Raw genomic sequence first — 26,161 nt, forward strand, 5'->3', positions numbered from 1 at the left:
CGTGCGGCCCGCGGTTCTGGGCGTGGCCGGAGGATTGCGGCCGGCGCTGTCGGTGGCCCCTAGTCCAGCCGCTCGGTGACCGCGCGCATCGCGCGGCCGATCGCTTTCAGGTCGTCCTCGGAGATCACGTCCACGAAGTGCGTCCGGACTGTCCGCAGGTTGTCCGGGGCTGCCTGGCGGAGCTTGTCGTACCCGGCGTCGGTCAGGCGTGCGACCACGCCGCGCCGGTCGTCGGTCGTCGGGTCGCGGCGGACCAGGCCGCGTGCCTCCAAACCCTTGATGCGATGGGAAAGCCGGCTCCGCGAGTAGTACGCCGAGGCCGCGAGCTCGGCCATCCGCATCGCCCTTGCCTCCGCTTCGGACAGCCGCACGAGGAGTTCGAACTCGGCCAGCGTGAGGCCGTGCTGGTCCTGCAGGTTCCGGTCGAGCAGGTCGATGAACCGGATCGACCCCTCGATGAACGCTCGCCAGTCGCGCTGCTGGTCCGCGTCGAGCCACTCGGTCACCCGTTCACCCTAGCAGTTGACGCTTTCAACTACTCCGCGCTAGCTTGGTTGAAGACTTCAACTACACGGAGGCGACGATGAACACGGCATGGGTGGTTCAGGCGGGCGAGGTGGAGACCGTGGAGCGGCCGGCGTTGTGGCTCCTGGCCGACGCTAGTCACACCGGCGGGGTGCTGGGCGCGAACCGGCTCCACCTCGAAGCCGGCGAGCCCGGGACGAAGCCGCACTACCACGCCCGCTCTGCGGAGGCGTTCTACGTGCTCGACGGGGCGCTGCGGATGTTGATCGACACCGAGGTGGTGACCGTGGGCCGGGGCGGTTACGTCGTGGTGCCCGCGGGTGTCCGGCACGCGTTCGCCGCCGCGCCGGATCGCCCGGCGGACGTTCTCGTGACGCTGGTGCCGGGTGTGGAGCGATTCGGCTACTTCCGCCGGCTGCCGGAGATCCTGCGCGGCGAACTCAGCGAGGACGAGGTCGCGCGGATCCACGAACAGTACGACGTGCACTTCGTCGACGGCCCGGACTGGGACGCCGACTAGCCCGGGAAGCGGGACCCCGCGCCGGCCCGCGTGACACCGTCCGGCGGCGGTGCCCGCGCAGGTGATCGCGTCCCCCGGGAAAGTCCGGGAGCACCGCACAGCGCGCCGTCGACACGCGTGGGGGACTAACTTCCACCCCTCCGGGTAGTCAAGCGGCGACGCAGGCCACATTTCGCTGCTCTGTACATCAAAGTTCGGCGCACCTAAACTCAGGCTTCGGCTTCGTGGATGGAGGACGGATGGCGCTGACGGACCAGCTCGGACCACGGCTCAAGCGGGTGCGCTCCGGCTCCCTGCTGCTCGGGCCCGCGTTCGTCGCCGCGATCGCCTACGTCGACCCGGGCAACGTCGCCTCCAACATCAGCGCCGGGGCCCAGTTCGGCTACCTGCTGGTGTGGGTGATCGTGGCCGCCAACCTGATGGCCGGGCTGGTCCAGTACCTGTCAGCGAAGCTGGGGCTGGTCACCGGCTTGTCCCTGCCGGAGAACCTGCGCGAGCGGATGCCCCGTGCCGCCCGCCTCGGCTACTGGGTGCAGGCCGAGACGGTCGCGATCGCGACGGACCTGGCCGAGGTCGTCGGCGGCGCGATCGCCCTCTACCTGCTGTTCGACCTCCCGCTGCTGGCCGGCGGCGTGATCACCGGCGTGGTGTCGATGGTCCTGCTGCTGGTCCAGGACAAGCGTGGCCAGCGGCCGTTCGAGCGGGTCATCACCGGCCTGCTCGGCGTCATCGCGGTCGGGTTCCTGGCCAGCGTGTTCGTGGAACCGCCCTCCGCGGCGGACGCGGCGGCCGGGCTGGTCCCGCACTTCGCCGGCACCGAAAGCGTCCTGATCGCCGCCGCGATGCTCGGCGCCACCGTCATGCCGCACGCCGTCTACCTGCACTCCGGGCTCGCCCGCGACCGGCACGGCAAGGTCGAGGGCGCGCGCCAGTCGCGCCTGCTGCGGATCACCCGCTTCGACGTCGGCCTGGCGATGCTGCTGGCGGGCGCGGTGAACCTGTCGATGGTGCTGCTGGCCGCCACGAACATGCAGGGCCAGGAGGGCGTCGACTCGATCGAAGGCGCGCACGCCGCCGTCGGGGACACGCTCGGGCCGGCCGTCGCGCTGCTGTTCGCGATCGGGCTGCTGGCCTCCGGCCTGGCTTCGACGTCGGTGGGCGCCTACGCCGGCGCGATGATCATGCAGGGCCTGCTGCGCAAGAAGATCCCGCTGCTGCTGCGGCGCCTGATCACGCTGCTGCCCGCGATCGTGGTGCTCGCGATCGGGGTGGACCCCAGCCGCGCGCTGGTGGTGTCCCAGGTGGTGCTGTCCTTCGGCATCCCGTTCGCCCTGGTGCCGCTGGTGCGGCTGACCAGCGACCGCGGGCTGATGGGCACGGCCGCGAACCACCGCGTCACCACGACGCTGGCGTGGGTGATCGCCGCCGTCATCATCACCCTCAACGTGGCCCTGATCTACCTCACCTTCGCGGGCTGACACCGGAACCGTTCGGCTCCCGCGACGGTCGGACTAGCATCCCGCTGTCCCGAATAGCCGCGATGACCGGAGCCACGTTGACCGAAGAGCAGACCCAGCAGACGACGCCGCGCCCGTCCGGACCACGGGTGGTGGCCGGCCGCTACGCGCTCCTCGGCGAGCTGGGCCGGGGCGGGCACGGCGTCGTGTGGCGCGCGCAGGACCAGGTGATCGGCCGCCAGGTCGCGATCAAGGAGCTGCGCCTGCCCGACGGCGCCGAGGACACCGTCTTCACCGAGCGGGTGCTGCGCGAGGTGCGCACCGCGGGCAGGCTGAACGACCCGGCCATCGTCACGGTCTTCGACGTGGTCTCCGAAGACGGGGCCACCTACATCGTGATGGAGCTGGTCGAGGCGCCCACGCTGGGCGACCTGGTGCGCCACCACGGCGCGCTGCCGCCGCAGCAGGTGGCCTCGATCGGGCAGCAGGTGCTCTCCGCGCTGCAGGCCGCGCACGAGGCCGGCATCGTGCACCGCGACGTCAAACCCGGCAACATCATGGTCGGCGCGAACGGGCGGGTGAAGCTCACCGACTTCGGCATCGCCACCGCGATCGACGACCCGCGGCTGACCTCGAGCGGCACGATTGTGGGCTCACCGGCGTTCATGGCGCCGGAGCGGCTCGACGGGCGGGAGGCGCTGCCCGACTCCGACCTGTGGTCCCTGGGCGCGACGCTGTTCCTGGCCGTCGAGGGCAAGTCCGCGTTCGACCGCCCGACCACCGCGGCGACCATGAACGCGATCCTCACCGAGGTGCCCTACCTGACCCGGGTCCAGGGCCCGCTGGCCTCGGCGATCATGGGCCTGCTGGTGGCCAAGCCGGAGGGCCGGATCTCCGCCGCCCAGGCCGCGCACCTGCTCGGCATCGCAGCCCAGAACACCCCGCCCGGCGGCATCGCCACCGCGGTCCACAACGGACCGCCGCCGACGCAGTTCGCCCCGGCGCCGCGCCGCACCGGCCGCCGTGGCCTGTGGGTCACCGCGGGCGCCGTCCTCGGCGTCGTGCTGCTGGCCGGCGGTTTCCTGGCCGGCCAGTGGTGGGCGACCGAGGCGGGGGACCCGGCGATGCTGCCGACCATGACCTACGGGACCGGCGGCGACCTGGACTTCGACGCCGGCAGCGCCTACCGCTGCTACAACGGGCGCCTGGACCCCGGCTACGCCATCGGCAGCGACAACCAGGTCGACTGCGACAAGGCGCACGAGCTGGAGCTCTACGACGAGAACGACAGCCTCGGCAACACGAACTCCGGCGACAGCGACGCGAGCTACGTCGCCTACCCGGGCGCCGACGCCCTGCGCCGCTACGCCGAGTCGTTCTGCGCTCTGAGCTTCCACTCCACGACCATCGACGCCGACGCCCGCGCCGGCCTCAGCTACCGCGCGCTCGTGCCGGCACAGGCCGAGTGGGAGGCCACGCCGGAGCAGTCCTACAACGACCCGTCCCGCAGCATCTACTGCCTGGTGTCGAAGAAGGGCGGCGGCCAGCTCACCGAGGCGGTCACGCTGAAGGTGCGCTGACGCGAAAGGTTACGGCGGAAGATCACCTGGTCCAGCGATTCTCCGGCCGGTGGTGGCCCTTTCCTGCGGATCATGCCGTTTTGGCAGGTCGGCACGAATATTCACAGCGTGAGGAGGTACCGTCAGAGCATGTCCAACCCACCTTCGGCAGCGCCCGGGAGGCCCTTCGGGCGCGTGCTCACCGCGATGGTCACCCCCTTCGACGCGGACGGCGCAGTCGACCTGAAGCGGGCGCAGGAGCTCGCCGAGCACCTCGTGGAGCTGGGCAACGACGGCCTGGTCGTGAACGGCACCACCGGTGAGAGCCCGACCACGACCGACGCCGAGAAGGCCGACCTGGTGCGCGCCGTGGCCGAGGCGGTCGGCGACCGCGCGACCGTGATCGCCGGCGCCGGGACCTACAACACCGCGCACAGCGTCGAACTGGTGCAGCAGGCCGAGAAGGCCGGCGCCCACGGCGTCCTGCTGGTCACGCCCTACTACTCGCGCCCGTCGCAGGCCGGCCTGTACGCGCACTTCACCACGGTCGCCGACGCGACCGGCCTGCCGGTGATGCTCTACGACATCCCGCCGCGCTCGATCGTGCCGATCGAGGTCGACACGCTGCGCCGCCTGGCCGAGCACCCGCGCATCCTGGCCGTCAAGGACGCCAAGGGCGACCTGCTGGCGGGCAGCGAGGTCATCGCCAACACCCACCTGGCCTACTACTCCGGCGACGACGCGCTGAACCTGCCGTGGCTGTCGGTGGGCGCGGCCGGCGTGGTGAGCGTGATCGGGCACGTGGTAGCCGGCCGCATCCGGGCCATGATCGAGGCCTACGAGGACGGCGACACCTCCACCGCACGCACCAACCACCGCGGCATGCTGCCCGTCTTCCGCGCCATGTCGCGCGTCGGCGGGGTCGTGTTCTCCAAGACCGCGCTCGCGCTGCGCGGCCACCCGGTCGGCGGCCCGCGGCTGCCGATCGTGCCCGCCACCCCGGAGCAGGTCGAGGCGATCGCCACCGACCTCGCCCAGGCGGGGGTCCCCCTCGCGGAGTCCCCGTCGCCGGACTGGCACTCTTCCCGGGTGGCGCAGGCCGACTCCGCGGCGGCCTACGTCGCGCCGACCACTCACACCAGCGTTGGGACCATTCACAGGTGAACCTGGCAGGACCCGGACCGACCAACAACCCACCCGCACTGCCCGACGGCGGCCTGCGCGCGGTCGCCCTCGGCGGCATCGGCGAAGTCGGCCGGAACATGACCGTCTTCGAGTACGACGGCCGTCTCGTGATCGTCGACTGCGGGGTGCTCTTCCCCGAGGACGAGCAGCCCGGCGTCGACCTGATCCTGCCCGACTTCCGGGCGATCGAGGACCGGCTGTCCGACATCGAGGCCCTCGTGCTCACCCACGGCCACGAGGACCACATCGGCGCCGTGCCGTTCCTGCTGCGCCTGCGGCCGGACCTGCCGGTCTACGGCTCGCGGTTCACGCTCGCGCTGCTGGAGGCCAAGTGCAAGGAGCACCGGCAGCGGCCGAAGCTGATCGAGGTGACCGAGTCCGAGCGGCGCACGGTGGGCCCGTTCGAGCTGGAGTTCTTCGCGGTCAACCACTCGATCCCGGACGCGCTCGCGGTCGCGCTGCGCACCCCGGCCGGCGTGGTGCTGCACACCGGTGACATCAAGCTCGACCAGCTGCCGCTGGACAACCGCCTGACCGACCTGGCCGGGTTCTCCCGCCTCGGCGACGAGGGCGTCGACCTGCTGTGCATCGACTCGACCAACGCCGAGGTGCCCGGGTTCGTCACGCCGGAGCGGGACATCGGGCCGGTGCTCGACGACGTCATCGGGCACGTCACCCAGCGGGTGATCGTGGCCTGCTTCGCCAGCCACGTGCACCGCGTGCAGCAGGTGCTCGACGCGGCGGTCAAGCACGGCCGCCGGGTCGCGTTCGTGGGCCGCTCGATGGTCCGCAACATGGGGATCGCCGCCGACCTCGGCCTGCTGAACATCCCCGAGGGCCTGCTGATCAACCTGGACGAGGCCGTCAACCTGCCCGAGAGCCGGGTGCTGTTCGTGTCCACCGGCTCCCAGGGCGAGCCGCTGTCGGCGCTGTCCCGGATGGCGCGCGGCGAGCACCGGCAGATCTCGATCCGGGCCGGCGACACGGTCGTGCTGGCCAGCTCGCTGATCCCGGGCAACGAGACGGCGGTGTTCGGCGTGGTCAACGGCCTGGTCCGGCTCGGCGCGAACGTGGTGCACCAGGGCAACGCGAAGGTGCACGTGTCCGGCCACGCGTCGGCGGGGGAGCTGCTGTTCCTCTACAACGCGATCCGGCCGAGCAACGTCATGCCGGTGCACGGCGAGTGGCGGCACCTGCGGGCCAACGGCGCGCTGGCGATCCGCACCGGCGTGGCGCCGGAGAACGTCGTGCTGGCCGAGAACGGCGTGGTGGTCGACCTGGTGGACGGCCGGGCGCGCGCGACCGGCCGGGTCGAGGTCGGCCACGTCTACGTGGACGGCCTGTCGGTCGGCGACGTCGGCGAGTCGACCCTGTCCGACCGGCTGGTGCTCGGCGAGGGCGGGTTCATCGCGATCAACGTCGCGGTCGACTCGACCACCGGCCGCGCGGTGAGCACCCCGACGGTCTCCGGACGCGGGTTCTCCGATGACCCGAAAGCACTCGATGCGGTGGTTCCGCTCGTGGAGATGGAGCTGTCCCGCACCGAGATCGAGGGCATCACCGACAGCCACCGGATCGCCCAGGCCGTGCGCCGTGTGGTGGGCCGATGGGTCGCCGAGACCTACCGGCGCCGCCCGATGATCGTGCCGACCGTCATCCCGGTGACGTACGGACAGGCCGATCCGACAGCGTAGGTAATCTCCGTCACTGCCCTTAACCTGGATCTCGTCCTGGCGAGCGATCCAGCGGAGGCGGTGCGAGGTGGGCCGACATTCGTCCCCTGCCCGGCGGCGGCCGCGGCGGGTGTGGGTGATGGCCGGTGTCCTCGTGCTGCTGGGCGGAGCCGGCTGGATCGCCGCGGACGTGGCGCGTGACCAGGGCGGCTGCGACCGGCCCGCGGTGGTGCGGGTCGCCGCCGCGCCCGGGGTCGCCCCGGCGGTCGCGCAGGTCGCCCGCCGGGTGGCGCAGACCGAGTGCGCGGCCTTCGAGGTCAACGCCGTCGACTCGGCGGCGGTCGCGCAGTCGCTGGCCCTGCCCGGCGGCGAGATCCGCCTGGACGTGTGGATCCCGGAATCGACGCTGCAGCTGCGGCGGGCGAAGGGGGTGGGCGCGGGCGGGATCGCGGGCGGCACCAGCATCGCCAGCTCGCCGGTGGTGTTCGCGCTGACCGAGGAGGCCGCGGCCGGCCTCGGCTGGCCGGGCCGCGCGCCGGCCTGGTCGGACGTGCTCGGCGCGCCCGGCCTGGCGCTCGGCGTGCCCGACCCGGGGCGGGACCCGGCCGGCCTGTCCGCGCTGATCGGCATCCGGGCCGCGGTGCCCGCCGCGGACGCCTACGCCGCCACGCTGCGCCGGCTGTCGCCGAACGCCGTGCCCACCACCGACGACCTGTTCGCGCGGCTGGCCGACCGGACCCTCGCCGGGTTCCCGGTGTCGGAGAACGCGTTGCTGCGCTACAACGTGCGCAACGGCGTCGCGGGCACCCAGAGCGGGCTGGTCGCGACCTACCAGCCGCAGGCGCCCGCGCTGGACTACCCGTTCGCCGTGCTCGGCGGCGCCGGGGAGGCGCAGCGCACGGCCGCCGGGGCGCTGCTGTCCGCGCTGCTGGGCCTGGAGGGTTCGAACGCACTGGCCAACGCCGGGTTCCGCACGCCCGACGGCCGGTACCTGCGCGACGGCGCGGCGCAGAACGTCAGCGACCGGACCCTGCCCTCGCCCGCGGTGCCGACCGACGCCGACGTCGACGCGCTGCTCGGGCAGTGGGCGCGGATCAACTCCAGCTCGCGGGCGCGGGTGCTGATCGACGTGTCGGGGTCGATGGACGTCGAGGTGCCGGGCACCGGGCAGACCCGCATGCAGCTGACCACCGACACGGCCGCGCGGGCGTTGTCGCTGTTCAAGCCGACGTCGGAGAGCAGCGTGTGGGAGTTCGCCACGCACCTGGACGGCGACCGCGACTACCGCGAGGTGCTGCCGATGCGGCCGGTGAGCGACCACCTGGCGTCCGGGGCGGCGGACCGGTTGCGCGCCATCCAGGCCACGCCGGACGGGGACACCGGGCTGTACGACACGGTGCTGGCCGCGTACCGGCTGGCGTCGGCGGAGTGGCAGGCGGGGCGGCTCAACCTGGTGATCGTGCTGACCGACGGGCGCAACGACGACGCGGACGGCATCAGCCGGGACGCGCTGGTCGCGGAGCTGGCGAAGCTCGCCGACACGGCGCGGCCGGTGGCGATCATCGGCATCGGGATCGGCCCGGACGTGGACGTGGACGAGCTGGCGGCGATCACCACGCCCACCGGCGGTCAGACGTTCGCCGCGCCCGATCCGGCGCGGATCACCGACGTGTTCTACGGCGCGCTGGCCCGGCTCACCGGCGCCTGAACCACGCGGACGGCGAGCGAGACAGATTCGCCGCCGGTGCTCTCACTTCGGCCCGGCCGTCGGGTGCGTTCGTTAGCGTCGGCGGACGTGGAAGCAGTGGTGATCGAGGAGTTCGGCGGGCCGGAGGGCCTGGCCGTGGTGGACCTTCCCGTGCCCGAGCCCGCGGCCGGGCAGGTGCTGATCGAGACCGAGGCGATCGGGGTCGGTGGCGTGGACGCGGTGATCCGCCGCGGCGCGCTCGCCGCCCACGGGTTCGCGGCCGGGCACATCCCGGGCGGTGAGGTGGCCGGCACCGTGATCGCGGTCGGCGACGGGGTCGACGGGGCCCTGCTGGGCCGGCGCGTGTGGGGGTTCACCGGCACCGGCGGCGGGTATGTCGAACGAGCTGTGGTGCCGGCCGGGGAGGTGCTGCCGCTGCCCGCCGGTCTGTCCATCGTGGACGCCGTGGCGCTCGGGAGTTCCGGTGTGGTGGCGCATTTCGCCCTCGCGCGCGCCGGGTTCGCGCCGGGCGAGTCGGTGCTGGTGCGAGGTGCGGCCGGCAGCATCGGGCTCACCGCGGTCCAGCTCGCGATGCGCGGCGGCGCCGCGGCGGTCGCGGTCACGACGTCGTCGGCCGCGCGGGGCGAGCGGCTGCGCGAGCTGGGCGCGACACACGTGCTGGACCGCTCCGGCGCGGGCGGCGCGGGGTTCGACGTGATCGTCGACGTCGTCGCCGGCCCGGACTTCCCGGACTTCGTCGGCAAGCTCGGCCCCAACGGGCGGGCGGTGCTGGTCGGCGTGGTCGGCGGCCCGCCCGCCGACTTCGGCGCGGCGCTGATGGCCGGATTCCGGAAGTCGTTGTCGGTGGCCACCTTCAGCGCCGACACGGTGCCCGCGGCCGAGCGTCGAACCGTCCGCGCCGCGCAGTTCGCCGCCGCGGCACGCGGGGAGCTGCGCACGGTCGTGCACGAGGTGCTGCCGCTGGCCGAGGCCGGGCTCGCGCACCGGAAGATGGACAGCGGCGAGGTGTTCGGCCGGATCGTGCTGACGCCGTCCCGCTAGCCCTCCGGGTAGAACAGGAACAGCGTGCAGCCCGTGGCGGTCGAGGGTACGTGCCAGGTTCCGGCGGGGGCGTGCAGGAACGTCCCCGCCGGGTACTCGCGGGCGCCGTCGTGGAACGTGCCTGCCACGACGTAGACCTCCTCGGGACCGGGCTCGTGCACGTCGCGGTGCGGCCAGGACGCGCCGGGGTCCATTTCCAGCAGGTCGGCGTGCGCCCCGTCCGGCCCGGTCCACAACGGACGGTGCCGCACGCCGGGGAACAGTTCGCGGACCGGGGCTTCGTCGACGGAGACCGAGGTGTAGCCCTCCTGGGCGAGGATTTCGTGCATGGCCCCAGGATGCGGGTGCGGACCGGGCCGGGACAGTGCCCGCGAGGACACCGTGGGGTACTTTTCTGCCATGCATCGTGTGGTCGCCTTGGTGCAGCCGGTGCAGTCGACGTTCGAGCTCGGCTGCGCCATGGAGGTCTTCGGCACGGTGCGGGACGGCGTGCCGCGGTACTACGAGTTCGACGTGTGCACCGAGGAGCCGGGAACCGTGCCCACGACCGCGGGGTACGCCCTGTCGGTGCCGCGTGGCCTGTCCGCGCTCGACGACGCGGACACGGTGATCATCCCGGGCTGGGCGCCGGTGGAGGCGCCCCTGTCCCCGCGCGTGCGCGACGCGTTGCTGCGTGCCCACGCCCGTGGAGCGCGGCTCGTCACGATCTGCTCCGGCGTGTTCGCCCTGGCGCGCACCGGGTTGCTCGACGGCCGCTCGGCCACCACGCACTGGGAGCGCGCCGAGCAGCTGCGGCGCGAGTTCCCGGCGGTGCGCGTGGAGCCGGACCAGCTCTACGTGGACCACGGCGACGTCGCGACGAGCGCCGGTGCGGGCGCGGGGATCGAGCTGTGCCTGCACCTGGTCCGGCGGGACCACGGCGCCGCGCACGCCGCCCTCCTCGCGCGGCACATGGTGATGCCACCGCACCGGGACGGCGGTCAGGTCCGAATCACACCGCAGGCCCCGGCCAGGGACGAGCTGGACGACCTGCTCGAGTGGGCAGGCGAGCGGCTCGGGACACCGTTGTCGGTCGCCGGCCTGGCCGCGCGGCTGAACGTCTCACCCCGCACGCTGGCGAGGCGCTTCCACGACCGGTTCGGCACGAGCCCGGGCAAGTGGCTGCTGTCCCGCCGCGTGGCGGAGGCGCGCAGGCTGCTGGAGGACACCGATCTGCCGGTGGACGCGATCGCGGCGCGGGTGGGGCTCGCGTCGGCGGTCAACCTGCGCCGCCGGTTCCGGGACCAGGTGGGAACGACGCCGGGCGCGTACCGGCGGGCGCTGCGGGCTCCGGAACCTGCGCGCGCGGCGAGTTGAGCTGCACGATCAGCGCGCCGCCGAGCAGGACGACCGCGCCGGCCAGCTGGGGCCACGCCAGCGTTTCGTGCAGCAGCGCCCACGCGGTGGCGGTGGCGATCACCGGTTCGAGCAGGCCGATGACGCTCGCGACGGCGGCCGGGAGGTGGCGCAGCGCGGTGAGGCCGATGGCGTAGGCCAGGACGGTCGAGAACAACGCCACGGCGACCAGCAGCAGCCACACCGGCGGGTGCCACGGGCCGAACTCGGCCGGGGCGGTGAGGACCGCGGCGGGCATCGTCCACGGCGGGGCGACCGCGCACACCGCGACCGCGCCGATGATCATGCCCCAGGTGACCATGCCCATCGGGTGGCGGGTGGTGACGCCGTGCTCGCCGAGCAGGAAGTACGCCGCCGAGCACACCGCCGCGCCGAGCCCGGCGAGCAGGCCGACCGCGTCGAGGCTGAGCCCCTGCCACACCTGCGCCACGCCCGCCAGCCCGGCCATCGCCAGCGCGATCCCGGCCCACATCCGCCCGGGCAGCCGCACGCCGCGGACGAACCGCGTCCACAACGCGATCAGCACCGGCGAGGTGAACTCGAGCAGGATCGCGATGCCGACGGGCAGCCGTCCGGCGGCGACGAAGTAGCACAGCTGCACGCCCGCGACGCCGAGCAGGCCGTAGCCGAGCAGCAGCGGCCACTCGGCGCGGCGGACGCGCAGCAGCGACGGCTTCACCACGGCCACCACGGCGGCCAGCACCAGCGCCGCGAGCCCGATCCGCGCCGCGGCGACCTGCTCGGCGGACAGGCCGGCGAGCATCGCGGGTTTCGCGATCGTGCCGGAGCTGCCGAAACAGACCGAGGAGACGAGGATCAGCGTCGTGCCGCGCCCGCGGTGCGGGACGAACGCACGCGGCGGTGCGGGAGCTTCGGTGACCACTCCGCCCACCCTAAGCGGCCGACCGGTACGGCGGTACCGGAATTCCGTCACTCCTCGCATAACCGGTCAAACTCGCGTGCCGGTTACTCCGGGGACTGGCTGGGATGCGGCTGCCCCGCGCCGCTCAGGCGCCGCCGCGGCCGACGCGCACGTAACCCGCGACGGTCGCGAGCCGGTGGCCCTGGATGCGCAGCGCTTCGAGCGACTCCTTGTCCGGCTCGGCCGACTTGCGCGACACGAACGAACCGCCATAGGGGTTCCCGGACTCCAGCAGGTGCGGCTGCCCGTAGCCGAGCGGCAGCACGATCGCGCCCCAGTGGTAGAAGATGTTGTTCATCGCCAGCACGGTCGCCTCCAGCCCGCCGTGCGCGGTGGACGCCGTGGTGAACGACGTCGCGACCTTGTCCACCAGCTTCCCCTTGGCCCACAGGCCACCCGTGGTGTCCAGATAGGACTTGAGCTGGCTGGCGGGCCCGCCGAACCGGGTCGGGCTGCCGATCGCGAGCCCGTCGGCCCACTCCAGGTCGGCGAGCGTGGCCAGTTCGTCGTGCGGCCCCGCGTCGACCCACGCCTGCCAGCGCGGATTGGTCGCGATCGCCTCGGGCGGGGCGGTCTCGGCGACCGTGCGGACGCGCACCTCCGCCCCGGCGTCGGCGGCCCCGCCGGCCAGTGCGGCGGCCAGCTTCGCGGTGTTGCCGGTGGCGCTGTAGTACACGACGAGGATCCGAGTGGTCACGATGATCACCCTACCGGTATCGAATCGCACGTTCCATCATGTGAGACCTCGTGCGGGCCGGCGCCCGGGAACCCTAGCGTGCCAGGACATGACGACGACGGTCCCCGCCGCGCCGCGCACCACGCCACGGAGCGCGGCGGTCGGCAGCATGATCGGCACGACCATCGAGTGGTACGACTTCTACCTCTACGCCACCGCGACCGCGCTGGTGTTCAAGCCGCTGTTCTTCCCCAACGTCTCCTCGACCGCGGGCACGCTCGCGGCCTTCGGCACCTACGCGGTCGGCTTCGGCGCGCGGCCGCTGGGGGCGGTGATCTCGGGTCACCTCGGTGACCGGGTCGGCCGCAAGGCGGTGCTGGTCGGCGCGCTGCTGCTGATGGGGATCGCCACCACGGCGATCGGCGTGCTGCCCACGTACGCGCAGGCCGGGATCCTCGCCCCGGCGCTGCTGGTGGTGCTGAGGCTGTTGCAGGGGCTGGCCGTCGGCGCCGAGTGGGGCGGCGCGGCACTGCTGTCGATCGAGCACGCCACACCCGGGCGGCGCGGGTTGTTCGGCAGCTTCACGCAACTCGGGTCGTCGGCGGGGATGCTGCTGGCCACCGGCGTCTTCTACCTCGTGCGCACGATCGCCGGCGACGCGTTCCTGGCCTGGGCGTGGCGGGTGCCGTTCCTGCTCAGCTTCGTGCTCGTCGTCGTCGGTCTGGTGATCCGGCTCCGGCTGACCGACGCGCCGGTGTTCGAGCGGCTCAAGGCGAGCGGGGAGACCGCCCGGCTGCCGGTCGTCGAGGTGCTGCGGACGCAGCCGCGCAACGTCGTGCTGACCACCGGGCTGCGGTTGTCGCAGATCGCGTTGTTCGTGCTGCTGACCACGTACTCGCTGACGTACCTGCAGACCACGTTCGGCGGGGACAGCGCCGTCGGGCTGATCGCGGTGATGGTCGCCTCCGCGATCGGCCTGGTGAGCACGCCGCTGTGGGGTTACCTGTCCGACCGGTTCGGGCGGCGCCCGCCGTACCTGTTCGGCTCGCTCGCCGGGATCGTGGCGCTGGTGCTGTTCTTCCTCGCCGCCGACTCCGGCTCCGCGGTGGCGGTGGTGCTGGCGATCGTGTTCGGCGTCAACGTGGTGCACGACGCGATGTACGGGCCGCAGGCGGCGTGGTTCGGCGAGCTGTTCGACACGCGCGTGCGCTACAGCGGCGCGTCGCTGGGGTACCAGATCGGCGCGGTGCTCTCCGGCGGGTTCGCGCCGCTGATCGCCGCCGCGCTGCTGGTGGCCGGGGACGGGCGGCCGTGGCTGATCGTCGCCTACTTCGCCGGGCTGGCGGTGCTGACGTTCGCGTCCGCGTGGTTCGCGCGGGAGACCAACTCCGGGGGCCTGGCATGAGCCGCATCTACCTGAACGCCTTCGACATGAACTGCGCCGGGCACCAGTCGGCCGGGCTGTGGAAGCACCCCGCCGACGAGGGGCACCGCTACACCGACCTGTCCTTCTGGCTGGACCTGGCGCGCACGCTCGAAGAAGGCGGGTTCGACGCGCTGTTCCTCGCCGACGTGCTGGGCGTGTACGACGTCTACGGCGGGTCGAAGGACGCGGCGGTCGCCGACGCCGCGCAGATCCCGGTGAACGAGCCGACGGTGCTGCTGCCCGCGCTGGCCGCGGTGACCTCGCACCTCGGGTTCGGGGTCACCGTGTCGACGACGTACGAGCAGCCGTACTCGCTGGCCCGTCGTCTGTCCACACTGGACCACCTGTCGCGGGGCCGGGTCGCGTGGAACATCGTGACGTCCTATCTGGACAGTGCGGCGCGCAACCTCGGCCTGGACGCCCAGGTGCCGCACGACGAGCGGTACGAGATCGCGGAGGAGTACCTCGAGGTCTGCTACAAGCTGTGGGAGGGCTCGTGGGAGGACGGCGCGGTCGTGCGGTCCGGCGGGGTGTACGCCGATCCGGCGAAGGTGCACGACATCGGGCACAAGGGCAAGTACTTCGCGGTGCCGGGGCCGCACCTGTCGGAGCCGTCGCCGCAGCGCACTCCGGTGTTGTTCCAGGCCGGCGCGTCGCCGCGGGGCGTGCGGTTCGCGGCGCGGCACGCGGAGGCGGTGTTCGTGTCCGGGCCGTCGCCGCGGGTGGTGCGCCGCTCGGTGGACGCGATCCGCGCCGGGGTGGCCGAGCAGGGCCGGGACCCGCGGGCGGTGAAGATCTTCACGATGCTGACGCCGGTGGTCGGTGAGACGTCGGCGGAGGCGGAGCAGAAGCTCCGCGAGTACCAGTCGCTGGTGTCGGTGCCGGGGGCGTTCGCGTTGTTCGGCGGCTGGACGGGCGTCGACCTGGCCGAACTGCCGGTGGACGAGCCCCTGACCTACCGCGACGGCGACGCGAACCGGTCGGCGCTGGCCGCGTTCACGACGGCGGAGCGGGCGTGGACGCCACGCGAGCTGGCCGGCTTCATCGGACTCGGCGGGCGGGGCCCGGTCGTGACAGGATCCGGCCCGGAGGTCGCGGACGAGCTGGAGAGGTGGGCCGAGGAGGCCGACGTGGACGGCTTCAACCTGGCGTACGTGACGACGCCGGGCACGTTCGTGGACTTCGCGCGCTGGGTGGTGCCGGAGCTGCGCCGCCGGGGCCGGGTGCCGTCCCAGCCGGAGGGCGGCACGCTGCGGGAGCGGCTCGGCGGTGCGGGGCCGCGCCTGGCGGCCGACCACCCGGGCGCGGCTCACCGGCGCTGAGGCCGCTTCTCGCTCCAGGCGGCGATGGAGCCACCACCCAGGTCGGGCTGTTCACCGCTGAGGTCGGCTGCTCACCTCGGCAGCGATCCCTCACCGGAGTGGACTACCCGGTGCAGCCGACCCGGCGTGGGGAAGCGGCTCGGTGGCGGGGCCGAGCCCGGCCACCCGGGCTCGGCTCATGGCCGCTGGGGCTGGCGTGCGGAGGCTGCTTCGGGCTGCGGCTTGGCAGCCGGCCATTCGGGTGGGGCTTGCCGCCGCTGAGGTCGCTGCTCGCCTCGGCAGCGATCCTCACCGGGGTGCCACCACTCAGATCGGCCGGTTTCCTACCGGCAGCGGCCCGGGTGGCGCCTTGCGCCCCCCGGGGCGCTGCTCGGCGCCGGCCACGCGGACCCGGCCATGCGGGCGCAGCCACCCAGGCCCGGTCACCCCGCTGCCGCTGCAGCCGGCAGCCGGCGCGGCTTGCCGTTCGCGGCGGCCGCCGTGTGGAGGGTGCGTGCGCTCCGGGAGCCGCTCGGCGGCGGGCTGACCGCCCGCCCACCCGGGCGTGGCGAACCGCCACCGAACCCCTTCACGCCGAAGCGCCTCCCGCCATCCGGGCGTGCTCGCCCAGCTCCAGCTCGATGAACGCGCCGATCATGGCGCGCCACACCGCCTCGGCGACCTCGGGGGCCAGCCCCGCGGCGGCCGCGCGTTCCCGCGCCGCCGCGACCACCTGCTCCACCCGGCCGGGCGCGCGAACAGCCTGCGAGTCGGCCTTGAACGCGGCCGCCGCGCGCACCAGGGACTGGCGGGTGGCCAGCAGGCCGGTCAGCTCGGCGTCGAGTGCGTCGATGCGGGCGCGGACCTCCGCCAGCGACTTCGGGGCGTCCGTCACCGGGGCCGCCACGGGCTGACGGTGTCCGTCGGGCGCGTCGGGTCGTGGAACTTCGGCTTGTCGGGCTCGTCGCGGCGCAACGGGACCAGGCCGGCCGTGATGGCGCGCATGATCTTCGCGTGCGCGCGCACCCCGGCGCCCGGCCGCTCCGGCTCGATGTCGCTCAGGTCCACCGGCTCGCCGAAGTGCACGCGGTACGTCGGCCGCCGCAGCGGCGCGGTCAGGCCGGACCGGGCCAGCGGCAGCAGGTCCGCGGGACCGGTCACCTTCTCCGTGCCCCAGTACACGGCCTCGTGCGCGCCCCACTGGCTGACCGGCACCACCGGCACCCCCGCGGCGATCGCGAGCCGCGCGGCGCCCGTCTTGCCGCGCTCCGGCCACAGGCCCGGGTCGTGGCTGATCCGGCCCTCCGGGTAGACGATGATCGGGCTCGGCGTCGTCCGCATCTCCTCCACGGCCTGCTTGAACTGCTCCAGCGCGCTCGCCTTGCCGCGGTCGATCCGCATGTGCCCGCTGACCTTCAGCGCGGGCCCGATCACCGGCGCGTCCAGGATCCCGCCGGCCAGCATGAACCGCGGCGCGATGCCGATCCGGCGGCACGCGGCGATCAGCACGAACGGGTCGAAGACGCCGATGTGGTTGGACGCCATCAGGAACGGCCGTCCCCGCAGCTCCGGCGCGATCCGGCCGGTGATCCGCAGCCTGCCGGTCAGCGCGACGAGCCCCTGGTCCACCCGGGTCATGGTCCGCCAGACCGCCGGTGGCCTGCGGCGTGTCTGCCCGGTGTCGTCGGAGTGCAGCGCGAACATGGTCGTCAGCATGGCAGATCACCGGAATGGCGGATCAAGGTCCGCCGGTGAAGGCGAAGTTCCCGCTGTGCCGAGTGTGGCACCTGGGGTTGGTGGGGCCAGGCGGTTACCGTAGAGGCATGGCTAGCGGGGCGGCGACGAGGAGCAGCGGCACGAAGCGGACCGGCGGCAAGGGCAGCACCGCGCGCAGGAGCACGCGCGGCGCGGCCAAGTCGCGGCCCGCGGCCTCGCGCGCCCGCAAACCCGCCCCGAAGAAGAAGGCCGGGACGTTCAGCAAGGCCGTCCGCGGCGGCTGGAACCTGCTGGCCAAGGGCCTCGGCAGCCTGGTGCGCACCGTCGGCCGCGGCCGGGAGCTGGAGCCCGAGCACCGCCGCGACGGGCTCGCCCTCGGCTTGATCGCCCTGGCCCTGATCGTCGCCGCCGGCGTGTGGTGGCGCGCGGCCGGACCGGTCGGTGGCTACGTCGAGCTGGCCACCCGCACGATCTTCGGCGCCGGCGCGGTCACCCTGCCGCTGGCGCTGGTGGTCTCCGCCGTGGTGCTGATGCGCACCGAGCCGCAACCGGAAGTCCGCCCGCGCATGGTCATCGGCACCATGCTGGGCGTCCTCGCGTTGCTGGGGCTGCTGCACCTGTTCAACGGCCGCCCGCACGACGCCGAGAACCAGCGCTACGCGGGCGGGATCCTCGGCTTCCTGTCCGGCGACCTGCTCGCCCAGGGCGTGACGGCCTGGGTCGCGGTGCCGCTGCTGTTCCTCGCGCTCGCGTTCGGCCTGCTCGTGTTCACCGCCACCCGCATCCGCGACATCCCGCACCTGGTGCGCACCTGGGGACTGGACCCGGACGAGCTGGCCGAGGAGGAGGCGCAGCGCGAGGCCCGCGCCGAACGCCGCGACGAGGTCACCGAGGCCGACCCGAAGGCCGTGCGGCTGCGCAAGCCGTCCCGCCGCCGCCAGGCCAGCGGCGCCGACCCCGAGCAGCTGGACATCGAGTCCGCGCTGGCCGAGCCGCCCTCGCCGGCCCGCCCGCCGAAGCCGGTGCCCGCCGCGGTGCCGGAGAAGAAGCCGAAGAAGCCGGAACCGGTCATGGCGGTCACCCGGACCGTCGAGGGCGACTACGAGCTGCCGCCTGCCGACCTGCTGCAGCTGGGCGACGCGCCGAAGACCCGCAGCAAGGCCAACGACGCCATGATCGAGGCGATCACCGGCGTGCTGGAGCAGTTCAACGTCGACGCGCAGGTCACCGGCTTCACCCGTGGCCCGACGGTCACGCGCTACGAGGTCGAGCTCGGCCCGGGCGTGAAGGTCGAGAAGATCACCGCGCTGACCAAGAACATCGCGTACGCGGTGGCCACCGACAACGTCCGCCTGCTCGCGCCGATCCCCGGCAAGTCGGCGGTCGGCATCGAGGTGCCCAACTCCGACCGCGAGATGGTGCGCCTCGGCGACGTGCTGCGCTCGTCCACCGCGGGCAAGGACACCCACCCGATGGTCATCGGGCTCGGCAAGGACATCGAGGGCCACTTCGTCACCGCGAACCTGACGAAGATGCCGCACCTGCTGGTCGCAGGCTCCACCGGTTCCGGTAAGTCGAGCTTCGTCAACTCGATGCTGGTGTCGCTGCTGGCGCGGGCGACGCCCGAAGAGGTGCGGATGATCCTGATCGACCCGAAGATGGTCGAGCTGACGCCGTACGAGGGCATCCCGCACCTGATCACGCCCATCATCACCCAGCCGAAGAAGGCGGCCGCCGCGCTGGCCTGGCTGGTGGAGGAGATGGAGCAGCGCTACCAGGACATGCAGGCCAACCGGGTCCGGCACATCGACGACTTCAACCGCAAGGTCAAGTCGGGGGAGATCACCGCGCCGCCGGGCAGCGAGCGCGTGTACCGGCCGTACCCGTACATCATGGCGATCGTCGACGAGCTGGCCGACCTGATGATGACCGCGCCGCGCGACGTCGAGGACGCGATCGTCCGGATCACGCAGAAGGCCCGCGCCGCCGGGATCCACCTGGTGCTGGCGACGCAGCGCCCGTCGGTCGACGTCGTCACCGGCCTGATCAAGACCAACGTGCCGTCGCGGCTGGCGTTCGCCACGTCGTCGCTGACCGACTCGCGCGTCATCCTGGACCAGCCGGGCGCGGAGAAGCTGATCGGCATGGGCGACGGCCTGTACCTGCCGATGGGGGCCGGCAAGCCGGTCCGCATCCAGGGCGCCTACGTCGGCGACGACGAGATCGCCTCGATCGTGAACTTCACGAAGGAGCAGGCGCAGCCGGAGTACCAGGAGGGTGTCACCGCCGCGAAGGCCGGGGAGAAGAAGGAGATCGACCCGGACATCGGCGACGACCTCGATGTCCTGCTGCAGGCGGCCGAGCTGATCATCACCTCGCAGTTCGGGTCGACGTCGATGCTGCAGCGCAAGCTGCGGGTCGGCTTCGCCAAGGCCGGGCGGCTGATGGACCTGCTGGAAACGCGCGGCGTGGTGGGCCCGTCGGAGGGCTCGAAGGCCCGCGACGTGCTCGTCAAGCCGGAGGACCTGGAGGGCACGCTGATGCTCATCCGCGGCGGCTCGATGCCGGACGACGACGGCGAGGCGGACTAGGAGCCGCCGAACTGGCGGACCGCCTGGTAGTACGTCCAGGCCGTGCCGTTGCAGCGCCAGTCGCCGTGACAGATGGTCTTCAGGTCGGCGTAGAAGTTGTCGTCGATCTTCTTCCGGTTGGCGCTGGTGAACCGGTCCTGCCGCTTGTAGTTGCGGTAGCCGAAGTCGTGCCGGTGGCAGGCGGGGGAGAAGTCGAACCCGAGCGGCTTGTCCGGCGACCACGAGCAGGTGTCCGACGACCAGTCCAGCTTCGCCGCGTACGGCCGGTCCGTGCGGATCTGCTCGAACCGGCTCAGCGACGTGCCGAAGAGGTAGGTGTCGGTCACCGACCGGACGTCGACCGCCTGCGCGGTGCCCGCGCCGGCGACGAGTGCGGTGGCCAGAGCGGCCGTGGACAGCAGACGACGGGCGGCGGCGCGCATCCGGGACTCCTCGCTGATCAAGGGGACGACCATGATCAGCTTCCGGCCGAGGGATCACGGCCACCAGCCCCGAAAGGTGGATACCGGGCGAACTTCACCCGGCGGGCGCAACCGCTACAGCTCCAGGAGCATCCGCGTGTTGCCGAGCGTGTTCGGCTTCGCGTAGGGGAGTTCGAGGAACTCGGCCACGCCCGGGTCCACCGAGCGGCGCATCTCCTCGTACACCGAGCTCGGCACCGGTGTGCCGTCGATCTCGGTGAACCCGTGCCGCGCGAAGAAGCTCGTCTCGAAGGTCAGCACGAAGATCCGGCGCAGCCCCAGTTCCCGCGCCAGCGAGATCAGCTGCGCGACCAGCCGGTGCCCGATGCCCTGCCCGCGCATCCGCTTGTCGACCGCGACCGTGCGGATCTCCGCCAGGTCCTCCCACAGGACGTGCAGCGCGCCGCAGCCCACGATGTCACCGTTCTCGCCGCCGATATCCGCGACCCAGAACTCCTGCATGTCCTCGTACAGGGTGACGAGCTCCTTCTCGAGCAACACCCGCCCCGCGTCCGCGTCCACCAACGCCTTGATCTTGCGGACATCCGAGATCCGGGCCCGCCGGATCTCGACGGTAGGGGAAGGATCACCGTGCACCGATCGACCGTATCGGGGCGGGGGCGGGCCTGTCGCGGTGGGTTCGGCCACGCCCGCGCCCGCCAGCTACCCTGAGTGTCGTGTCTTCTGCCGCCACCGAGCCCTCCGGCCGTCGTGTCTCCCTGTTGACCCTGGGCTGCGCCCGCAACGAGGTGGACTCCGAGGAGCTGGCCGGCCGGCTCGCCGAAGGGGGCTGGGAGCTCGCCGACGAACCCGAGGGCAGCGACGTGATCGTCGTGAACACCTGCGGTTTCGTGGAGTCGGCGAAGAAGGACTCGGTCGACACGCTGCTGGCCGCCGCCGACACCGGCGCGAAGGTCGTCGCCGTCGGCTGCATGGCCGAGCGCTACGGCGCCGAGCTGGCCGAGAGCCTGCCGGAGGCCCACGCCGTCCTCGGGTTCGACCACTACAACGACCTCGCGGCCCGCCTGGACGACGTCGCGGCCGGCCGCACCATCGCCTCGCACACCCCGGGCGACCGCCGCAAGCTGCTGCCGATCACCCCGGTCGAGCGCGCCGCGGCCACCGAGGACGTGTCGATCCCCGGCCACGGCTGGGGTCCGCGCGTGCTGCGCAACCGGCTGTCCGACTCGCCGGTGGCGGCGCTGAAGATCGCCTCGGGCTGCGACCGCCGCTGCTCGTTCTGCGCGATCCCGTCGTTCCGCGGCTCGTTCGTCTCGCGCCACCCGGACGAGATCCTCGCCGAGGCCGCCTGGCTGGCCGGCCAGGGCGTCAAGGAGCTGTTCCTGGTCAGCGAGAACTCCACGTCCTACGGCAAGGACCTGAGCCGCGACCTGGGCGGCACCCGCGCGCTGGAGCGGCTGCTGCCCCAGCTGGCCGGGATCGAGGGCATCCAGCGGGTCCGCGTGTCCTACCTGCAGCCCGCCGAGACCCGCCCGGACCTGGTCCGCGCCATCGCGACCACGCCGGGTGTGGCGCCCTACTTCGACATGTCCTTCCAGCACTCCAGCGAGACCGTGCTGCGCCGGATGCGCCGCTTCGGCTCCACGAAGTCCTTCCTCGCGCTGATCCAGCAGATCCGCGAGTACGCACCGGAGGCGGGCATCCGCAGCAACGTGATCGTCGGCTTCCCGGGCGAGACCGAGGACGACGTCGCCGAGCTGGAGCACTTCCTCACCGAGGCCGGGCTGGACGCGGTCGGCGTGTTCGGCTACTCCGACGAGGACGGCACCGAGGCCGAGACCTACGACGGCAAGATCGACCCCGAGGTGGTCGCCGAGCGCGTCGCGCGGGTCTCCGCGCTGGTCGAGGAGCTGACCGCGCAGCGCGCCGAGGACCGCGTCGGCGAGATCGTCGACGTGCTGGTGGAGGAGGCCGACGACGAGGAGGTGTCCGGCCGCGCCGCGCACCAGGCGCCCGAGGTCGACGGCGCCTGCATCGTGCTCGACGGCGACGGGCTCGAGGCCGGGCAGATGGTCCGCTGCCGGGTCGTCGGCTCCGAGGGCGTCGACCTGCTCGTCGAGCCGGACACGGGCAGATGAGCGCCGCGGCGGAGGAGTCGGCGCAGGCGGGCGGGGAGGCCGGCCCGCCCCACCGCGAGCCCGAGCCGACCCCGGTCCCCACGCTGAACGTCGCGAACCTGCTGACCCTGTCCCGGATCATCCTGGTCCCGCTGTTCGTGCTGGCGCTGTTCGCAGGCGGCGGCGAGGACACCGGCTGGCGGATCGGCGCGACGGTGCTGTTCGCGATCGCGTCGCTGACCGACCAGGTGGACGGCTGGGTCGCCCGCCGCTACGGCCTGATCACCGACTTCGGCAAGATCGCCGACCCGATCGCGGACAAGGCGCTGATCGGCGCGGCGCTGGTGGGCCTGAGCCTGCTCGGCGAGCTGCCCTGGTGGGTGACCGTGGTGATCGCGGTCCGCGAGATCGGCGTCACCCTGCTGCGGTTCTGGGTGATCCGGCACGGCGTGATCCCGGCCAGCCGCGGCGGCAAGGCCAAGACGATGACCCAGATCCTGGCGATCGTGACCTACCTGCTGCCGCTGCCGGACGGCGCGTTGCCGGTCCAGTGGGCGCTGATGGGCCTCGCGGTGGCGCTCACCGTCCTCACCGGCGCCGACTACGTCGTGCGCGCCGTGCGGCTGCGCGCGGCGGCCCGGGCATGACGTCGGCGCGCCCCGTGGTGGCCGCGCTGGTGCGGCTCGGGCAGACGGTGGCCGCCGCGGAGTCGCTGACCGCCGGCCTGGTCACCGCGACGCTGACCGAGGTGCCCGGCTCCAGCGCGGTCGTGCGCGGCGGGCTGGTGGTCTACGCCACCGACCTCAAGGCGAAGCTCGCCGGGGTGGACCCGGCGCTGCTGGCCGCGCACGGCGCGGTGCACCCGGAGGTGGCGGCGCAGCTCGCGGAGGGCGCGCGGGAGCGCTGCGGCGCGGACTGGGGACTGGGGCTGACCGGCGTGGCCGGGCCGGACCCGCAGGACGGCGTCGCCCCCGGCACCGTGCACATCGGCCTCGCCGGGCCGGCCGGCCGGGACGTGCGCACCCACTGGTTCGAGGGCGACCGCGCGGCCGTCCGGCGTGCGTCGGTGACGGCCGCGCTCGACCTGCTGGGGGAACATCTCACTTGATCGGGGCGTTCGCCCTGGGCGTATCCCCGTGTCAATCGCTGCGAGGAGGCGCTCGAACTGGGTAACGTGGTCGGTATCAGGAAGGGAGGCGCGCGATGACCGTGCTCCTGCGCGAGGCGATCGGCGACCGGCTCCGGCATGCCCGCACCAACAAGCGTCGCACACTGCGCGACATCTCCCGCGCCGCCAAGGTCAGCCTCGGCTACCTGTCCGAGGTGGAGCGCGGGCAGAAGGAGGCGTCCAGTGAACTGCTGGCGTCCATCTGCGAGGCGCTCGAGCTGCCGCTGGCCGAGCTGCTGAGCAACGTCGCCGCCGACATCTCGGCTCTGGAGAGCGTGGACGTGCCGACGATGCCCGAGACCGCCGAGGGCGAGGGCCGCGTGCGCAAGACGGGCGCGCCGTCCGCCGCGACGGGCCGGCTCGAAAGCGGCCGCCTCATCGACGGTGTGATCGGCAACGACCTGTCGGACCTGCGGGTTTCCGGTCAGCGGGTCGGGCCGTCGCTGCGCACCACCATCCGCGCGCCGAAGATGGTCGCGGCCTGATCACCCGCTGAGAACATCCGACGAGAAGGCCACCGTCCGGGCGCCGCGCGCCCCGGCGGTGGCCTTCGCGCGTCCGGTCCGGGGAGGCCGGTCAGGGTCGTCCCTGAAATCCCCCGGGGTCGCCTGGAACACACGGGCGCGACCTGACACGATGGAACCCACCCCGGGGTCGCGGCGTTGCTCAGACAGGGGAGAGCGACGGCGGGCGACCATCGGCGACACCCAGGCAGGGATCTAGAAGGCAGGCGGAGGAGATGGCCAACCCTTTCGTGAAGTTCTGGAAGTACCTCATGGCGTCGTTCTCGTCGAAGATCGACGAGCACGCCGACCCGAAGGTGCAGATCCAGCAGGCCATCGAGGAGGCGCAGCGCAACCACCAGGCGCTCTCCCAGCAGGCCGCCGCGGTTATCGGTAACCAGCGGCAGCTGGAGATGAAGCTCAACCGCCAGCTCGCCGAGGTCGAGAAGCTGCAGGCGTCGGCGCGGCAGGCGCTGGTGCTGGCCGACGAGGCCCGCGCCAAGGGGGACGAGCAGAAGGCCCAGCAGTACGAGGTGGCCGCGGAGTCGTTCGCCACCCAGCTGGTCACGGCCGAGCAGAGCATCGAGGACCTCAAGACGCTGCACGACCAGGCCCTGCAGGCCGCCGCGCAGGCGAAGCAGGCCGTCGAGCGCAACTCGGCGATGCTGCAGCAGAAGCTGGCCGAGCGCACCAAGCTGCTCTCGCAGCTGGAGCAGGCCAAGATGCAGGAGCAGGTGTCGGCCTCGCTCAACCAGATGTCGCAGCTCACTGCGCCGGGCAACACCCCGTCGCTGGAAGAGGTGCGGGAGAAGATCGAGAAGCGGTACACCACCGCGCTGGGCCAGGCCGAGCTGGCGCAGAACTCGGTGCAGGGCCGCATGCTCGAGGTGCAGCAGGCCACCACGCAGATGGCGGGCAGCTCGCGGCTGGAGCAGATCCGGGCGTCCATGCGGGGCGACTCGGTGGCGCAGGTGACCTCCGGCTCCGGTGAGAAGGCGGCGTCGCCGGCGGCGGACATCCAGCGCGAGATCGAGTCGCGCGTCCAGGCCGAGCAGCAGAAGAACCAGGCCTGAGCGGGTAGGCGATGGCGTCGGGCAGGCGGGACTTCTCGCAGTTCCAGGCGAAACTGGAAAAGCACATCGAGCGCCTGCCCGACTACGCGCAGCGCGCGCAGCAGAAGCTGCAGCAGTACACGGAGCAGGGTTCGTCCGGCTCGGGGACGCGGCCGAAGGTCGTCTCCCAGGCGATGCCGGTGCTCAACGAGGCCCGTGCGAAGTGGGTCGCGTGGAACTCGCCCGAGGCGAAGCTCGCGCGGCGCAAGCAGCGGACCTCGCGGGCGCTGACGCTGTGGATCATGGCTTCGGTGCTGTTCGTGCTGTACGCCGTGATCGGCTGGTTCGGGCTCGCCGGGGCGGGCGGAGTGGCCGAGGCGGCGCCGGGGATCTTCGGCGCGGTCGTGTTCACGACGTTGTCGGTGCGCTCGGCGCTGCGGTTGCGGCAGCTGAACCGGGTCGTGCTGCCGGTCAGCACCACCCCGCCGCCGCTGCCGCCGTCCGGTTCCGCGGCACGCCCCGCGATGCAGCGGCTCGCCGAGTGCGAGTCGACGCTGGCCGACCTGCTGCGGCAGTTGTCGGAGCCCTCGGCGCTCGGCGCGGCGCCGGTGCCGGAGTACTCGGTGGCCGACGCCCGGTCGACGGCCGCCGAGGCCGCGACGGCGCTGCGGGCGCTGGCCCTGCGGATCCAGTCGATCGAGCGAGCACGCGACGCGGCCCCGGCCGGCGAGCGGGCCGCGCTGGACTCGGCGATCGCCACGCTGCGGGAGCAGCTGGACGACGGGGTGGAGAGCTTCGGAGCCCTGGTCGCCGCGGCGGGCCGCGCGGTCGCCGCGAGCAGCCACGGCCTCGCCGACTCGCGCCTCTTCCTGACCGATGCGACCGACCGGCTCGCCGGACTGGCCCTGGCGCTCCGCGAACTCTCCACCTGACCCCGGGCCCCACCGGCTCGCGGCCCACGGGTGCGGGGCGGTGGTGGGCGGGAGTGGCGCGTGCGGCGCGGCGAGTTCCATGTCGATGGGGGCGAGTCCCGCGCTGCTCGGCGGAAGTTGCACGGTCGGCGCGGCGAGTCCCGTACTGGTCCGCGCGAGTCGCGCGTTCGGCGCGGCGGGTTCCATGTTGGTGGGCGGGAGTGGCGCGTGCGGCGCGGTGGGTTCAGCGGTGGTGCCGCGAGTCGCACGTTCAGCGTGGCGGGTTCCATGTA

25 protein-coding genes are annotated in these 26,161 nt (G+C 72.9%); 17 read left to right on the forward strand and 8 right to left on the reverse strand.

The window, feature by feature from the left end:
* Nucleotides 1-59: 59 nt before the first annotated feature.
* Nucleotides 60-506 (reverse strand): MarR family winged helix-turn-helix transcriptional regulator, encoded by a 447-nt coding sequence (locus AMY39116_RS0334150; protein ID WP_020422086.1) that lies wholly within the window; start codon nucleotides 504-506, stop codon nucleotides 60-62.
* Nucleotides 507-583: 77 nt separating this feature from the next.
* Here AMY39116_RS0334150 and AMY39116_RS0334155 point away from each other — a divergent pair, with 77 nt between their 5' ends.
* The 7 genes from AMY39116_RS0334155 (at nucleotide 584) to AMY39116_RS0334185 (ending at nucleotide 9,668) form a co-directional block, all read left to right on the forward strand.
* On the forward strand, nucleotides 584-1,045 hold the full coding sequence (locus tag AMY39116_RS0334155; RefSeq protein ID WP_020422087.1) for a cupin domain-containing protein: 462 nt from the start codon (nucleotides 584-586) through the stop codon (nucleotides 1,043-1,045).
* A 239-nt stretch (nucleotides 1,046-1,284) separates the two neighbouring features.
* Nucleotides 1,285-2,523: an Nramp family divalent metal transporter gene (locus AMY39116_RS0334160; protein WP_020422088.1), complete on the forward strand. Its 1,239-nt coding sequence runs from the start codon at nucleotides 1,285-1,287 to the stop codon at nucleotides 2,521-2,523.
* Between the two features lie 62 nt (nucleotides 2,524-2,585).
* Nucleotides 2,586-4,082: a protein kinase gene (locus AMY39116_RS0334165; RefSeq protein ID WP_020422089.1), complete on the forward strand. Its 1,497-nt coding sequence runs from the start codon at nucleotides 2,586-2,588 to the stop codon at nucleotides 4,080-4,082.
* Nucleotides 4,083-4,211: 129 nt separating this feature from the next.
* A complete protein-coding gene (gene dapA, locus AMY39116_RS0334170) occupies nucleotides 4,212-5,225 on the forward strand; it encodes a 4-hydroxy-tetrahydrodipicolinate synthase (protein ID WP_037322538.1) in 1,014 nt (337 codons plus the stop codon).
* Complete coding sequence (locus tag AMY39116_RS0334175; protein ID WP_020422091.1) at nucleotides 5,222-6,940, forward strand: ribonuclease J; 1,719 nt, start codon at nucleotides 5,222-5,224, stop codon at nucleotides 6,938-6,940. The genes dapA and AMY39116_RS0334175 overlap by 4 nt, the downstream gene beginning before the upstream one ends.
* Before the next feature lie 118 nt (nucleotides 6,941-7,058).
* The gene (locus AMY39116_RS0334180) at nucleotides 7,059-8,627 is read left to right on the forward strand and encodes a substrate-binding domain-containing protein (protein ID WP_020422092.1); all 1,569 of its coding nucleotides are present in this window, start codon (nucleotides 7,059-7,061) and stop codon (nucleotides 8,625-8,627) included.
* Between the two features lie 87 nt (nucleotides 8,628-8,714).
* Nucleotides 8,715-9,668, forward strand: a complete 954-nt coding sequence (locus AMY39116_RS0334185; RefSeq protein WP_027936470.1) for a zinc-dependent alcohol dehydrogenase family protein — start codon at nucleotides 8,715-8,717, stop codon at nucleotides 9,666-9,668.
* Here the strand turns inward: AMY39116_RS0334185 and AMY39116_RS0334190 are convergent.
* The gene (locus AMY39116_RS0334190; RefSeq protein ID WP_020422094.1) at nucleotides 9,665-9,997 is read right to left on the reverse strand and encodes a cupin domain-containing protein; all 333 of its coding nucleotides are present in this window, start codon (nucleotides 9,995-9,997) and stop codon (nucleotides 9,665-9,667) included. The genes AMY39116_RS0334185 and AMY39116_RS0334190 overlap by 4 nt on opposite strands.
* A gap of 70 nt (nucleotides 9,998-10,067) precedes the next feature.
* Between AMY39116_RS0334190 and AMY39116_RS0334195 the strand changes: the two genes are divergently transcribed.
* Nucleotides 10,068-11,024, forward strand: a complete 957-nt coding sequence (locus AMY39116_RS0334195; RefSeq protein WP_039791915.1) for a GlxA family transcriptional regulator — start codon at nucleotides 10,068-10,070, stop codon at nucleotides 11,022-11,024.
* On the opposite strand, the gene AMY39116_RS0334200 is transcribed toward AMY39116_RS0334195, so the two are convergent.
* Together AMY39116_RS0334200 and wrbA are read right to left on the reverse strand one after the other, a co-directional pair.
* Nucleotides 10,927-11,946, reverse strand: coding sequence for a DMT family transporter (locus AMY39116_RS0334200; RefSeq protein WP_039791916.1), 1,020 nt, complete (start codon nucleotides 11,944-11,946; stop codon nucleotides 10,927-10,929). The genes AMY39116_RS0334195 and AMY39116_RS0334200 overlap by 98 nt on opposite strands.
* 124 nt (nucleotides 11,947-12,070) lie before the next feature.
* Entirely contained in the window at nucleotides 12,071-12,682 is a 612-nt protein-coding gene (wrbA, locus tag AMY39116_RS0334205; RefSeq protein ID WP_027936472.1) for an NAD(P)H:quinone oxidoreductase, read from the reverse strand.
* Between the two features lie 88 nt (nucleotides 12,683-12,770).
* Here wrbA and AMY39116_RS0334210 point away from each other — a divergent pair, with 88 nt between their 5' ends.
* Together AMY39116_RS0334210 and AMY39116_RS0334215 are read left to right on the forward strand one after the other, a co-directional pair.
* The gene (locus tag AMY39116_RS0334210) at nucleotides 12,771-14,066 is read left to right on the forward strand and encodes an MFS transporter (RefSeq protein ID WP_020422098.1); all 1,296 of its coding nucleotides are present in this window, start codon (nucleotides 12,771-12,773) and stop codon (nucleotides 14,064-14,066) included.
* Nucleotides 14,063-15,409, forward strand: a complete 1,347-nt coding sequence (locus AMY39116_RS0334215) for an LLM class flavin-dependent oxidoreductase (RefSeq protein WP_020422099.1) — start codon at nucleotides 14,063-14,065, stop codon at nucleotides 15,407-15,409. The genes AMY39116_RS0334210 and AMY39116_RS0334215 overlap by 4 nt, the downstream gene beginning before the upstream one ends.
* 568 nt (nucleotides 15,410-15,977) lie before the next feature.
* Here the strand turns inward: AMY39116_RS0334215 and AMY39116_RS0334220 are convergent.
* On the reverse strand, nucleotides 15,978-16,295 hold the full coding sequence (locus AMY39116_RS0334220) for a chorismate mutase (RefSeq protein WP_020422100.1): 318 nt from the start codon (nucleotides 16,293-16,295) through the stop codon (nucleotides 15,978-15,980).
* Nucleotides 16,280-17,104, reverse strand: coding sequence for a 1-acyl-sn-glycerol-3-phosphate acyltransferase (locus AMY39116_RS0334225; RefSeq protein ID WP_020422101.1), 825 nt, complete (start codon nucleotides 17,102-17,104; stop codon nucleotides 16,280-16,282). The genes AMY39116_RS0334220 and AMY39116_RS0334225 overlap by 16 nt, the downstream gene beginning before the upstream one ends.
* A gap of 107 nt (nucleotides 17,105-17,211) precedes the next feature.
* On the opposite strand from AMY39116_RS0334225, the gene AMY39116_RS0334230 reads away from it, so the two are divergent.
* A complete protein-coding gene (locus tag AMY39116_RS0334230; RefSeq protein WP_020422102.1) occupies nucleotides 17,212-19,695 on the forward strand; it encodes a DNA translocase FtsK in 2,484 nt (827 codons plus the stop codon).
* On the opposite strand, the gene AMY39116_RS0334235 is transcribed toward AMY39116_RS0334230, so the two are convergent.
* On the reverse strand, nucleotides 19,692-20,117 hold the full coding sequence (locus AMY39116_RS0334235; protein WP_027936475.1) for a phospholipase: 426 nt from the start codon (nucleotides 20,115-20,117) through the stop codon (nucleotides 19,692-19,694). The genes AMY39116_RS0334230 and AMY39116_RS0334235 overlap by 4 nt on opposite strands.
* Nucleotides 20,118-20,231: 114 nt before the next feature.
* Nucleotides 20,232-20,753 (reverse strand): amino-acid N-acetyltransferase, encoded by a 522-nt coding sequence (locus AMY39116_RS0334240; RefSeq protein ID WP_020422104.1) that lies wholly within the window; start codon nucleotides 20,751-20,753, stop codon nucleotides 20,232-20,234.
* Nucleotides 20,754-20,833: 80 nt separating this feature from the next.
* Here AMY39116_RS0334240 and rimO point away from each other — a divergent pair, with 80 nt between their 5' ends.
* The 6 genes from rimO to AMY39116_RS0334270 all read left to right on the forward strand — a co-directional run bounded on the left by rimO (nucleotide 20,834) and on the right by AMY39116_RS0334270 (nucleotide 25,889).
* The gene (gene rimO / locus AMY39116_RS0334245; RefSeq protein WP_027936476.1) at nucleotides 20,834-22,255 is read left to right on the forward strand and encodes a 30S ribosomal protein S12 methylthiotransferase RimO; all 1,422 of its coding nucleotides are present in this window, start codon (nucleotides 20,834-20,836) and stop codon (nucleotides 22,253-22,255) included.
* Entirely contained in the window at nucleotides 22,252-22,881 is a 630-nt protein-coding gene (gene pgsA, locus AMY39116_RS0334250) for a CDP-diacylglycerol--glycerol-3-phosphate 3-phosphatidyltransferase (RefSeq protein WP_020422106.1), read from the forward strand. The genes rimO and pgsA overlap by 4 nt, the downstream gene beginning before the upstream one ends.
* Complete coding sequence (locus AMY39116_RS0334255; RefSeq protein ID WP_027936477.1) at nucleotides 22,878-23,342, forward strand: CinA family protein; 465 nt, start codon at nucleotides 22,878-22,880, stop codon at nucleotides 23,340-23,342. Before pgsA ends, AMY39116_RS0334255 begins: the two co-directional genes overlap by 4 nt.
* Before the next feature lie 95 nt (nucleotides 23,343-23,437).
* The gene (locus tag AMY39116_RS0334260) at nucleotides 23,438-23,887 is read left to right on the forward strand and encodes a helix-turn-helix domain-containing protein (protein WP_020422108.1); all 450 of its coding nucleotides are present in this window, start codon (nucleotides 23,438-23,440) and stop codon (nucleotides 23,885-23,887) included.
* A gap of 254 nt (nucleotides 23,888-24,141) precedes the next feature.
* Complete coding sequence (locus AMY39116_RS0334265; protein ID WP_020422109.1) at nucleotides 24,142-24,978, forward strand: PspA/IM30 family protein; 837 nt, start codon at nucleotides 24,142-24,144, stop codon at nucleotides 24,976-24,978.
* Between the two features lie 11 nt (nucleotides 24,979-24,989).
* Nucleotides 24,990-25,889, forward strand: coding sequence for a hypothetical protein (locus AMY39116_RS0334270; protein WP_020422110.1), 900 nt, complete (start codon nucleotides 24,990-24,992; stop codon nucleotides 25,887-25,889).
* Nucleotides 25,890-26,161 lie beyond the last annotated feature (272 nt).

This window comes from Amycolatopsis sp. ATCC 39116 (assembly GCF_000231075.2).
In the GTDB taxonomy this organism is placed as follows: Bacteria; Actinomycetota; Actinomycetes; order Mycobacteriales; family Pseudonocardiaceae; genus Amycolatopsis_E; species Amycolatopsis_E tucumanensis.

Bases quoted from the DNA above. Each gene is read 5' to 3' on its own strand.
- AMY39116_RS0334230 (WP_020422102.1), top strand. From the start codon at position 17,212: ATGGCTAGCGGGGCGGCGACGAGGAGCAGCGGCACGAAGCGGACCGGC.
- pgsA (WP_020422106.1), top strand. From the start codon at position 22,252: ATGAGCGCCGCGGCGGAGGAGTCGGCGCAGGCGGGCGGGGAGGCCGGC.
- AMY39116_RS0334190 (WP_020422094.1), bottom strand. From the start codon at position 9,997: ATGCACGAAATCCTCGCCCAGGAGGGCTACACCTCGGTCTCCGTCGAC.
- AMY39116_RS0334160 (WP_020422088.1), top strand. From the start codon at position 1,285: ATGGCGCTGACGGACCAGCTCGGACCACGGCTCAAGCGGGTGCGCTCC.
- AMY39116_RS0334180 (WP_020422092.1), top strand. From the start codon at position 7,059: ATGGCCGGTGTCCTCGTGCTGCTGGGCGGAGCCGGCTGGATCGCCGCG.
- AMY39116_RS0334195 (WP_039791915.1), top strand. From the start codon at position 10,068: ATGCATCGTGTGGTCGCCTTGGTGCAGCCGGTGCAGTCGACGTTCGAG.
- AMY39116_RS0334215 (WP_020422099.1), top strand. From the start codon at position 14,063: ATGAGCCGCATCTACCTGAACGCCTTCGACATGAACTGCGCCGGGCAC.
- AMY39116_RS0334265 (WP_020422109.1), top strand. From the start codon at position 24,142: ATGGCCAACCCTTTCGTGAAGTTCTGGAAGTACCTCATGGCGTCGTTC.
- AMY39116_RS0334260 (WP_020422108.1), top strand. From the start codon at position 23,438: ATGACCGTGCTCCTGCGCGAGGCGATCGGCGACCGGCTCCGGCATGCC.
- AMY39116_RS0334235 (WP_027936475.1), bottom strand. From the start codon at position 20,117: ATGCGCGCCGCCGCCCGTCGTCTGCTGTCCACGGCCGCTCTGGCCACC.
- AMY39116_RS0334225 (WP_020422101.1), bottom strand. From the start codon at position 17,104: ATGCTGACGACCATGTTCGCGCTGCACTCCGACGACACCGGGCAGACA.
- AMY39116_RS0334210 (WP_020422098.1), top strand. From the start codon at position 12,771: ATGACGACGACGGTCCCCGCCGCGCCGCGCACCACGCCACGGAGCGCG.
- AMY39116_RS0334270 (WP_020422110.1), top strand. From the start codon at position 24,990: ATGGCGTCGGGCAGGCGGGACTTCTCGCAGTTCCAGGCGAAACTGGAA.
- dapA (WP_037322538.1), top strand. From the start codon at position 4,212: ATGTCCAACCCACCTTCGGCAGCGCCCGGGAGGCCCTTCGGGCGCGTG.
- AMY39116_RS0334165 (WP_020422089.1), top strand. From the start codon at position 2,586: ATGACCGGAGCCACGTTGACCGAAGAGCAGACCCAGCAGACGACGCCG.
- AMY39116_RS0334155 (WP_020422087.1), top strand. From the start codon at position 584: ATGAACACGGCATGGGTGGTTCAGGCGGGCGAGGTGGAGACCGTGGAG.
- AMY39116_RS0334255 (WP_027936477.1), top strand. From the start codon at position 22,878: ATGACGTCGGCGCGCCCCGTGGTGGCCGCGCTGGTGCGGCTCGGGCAG.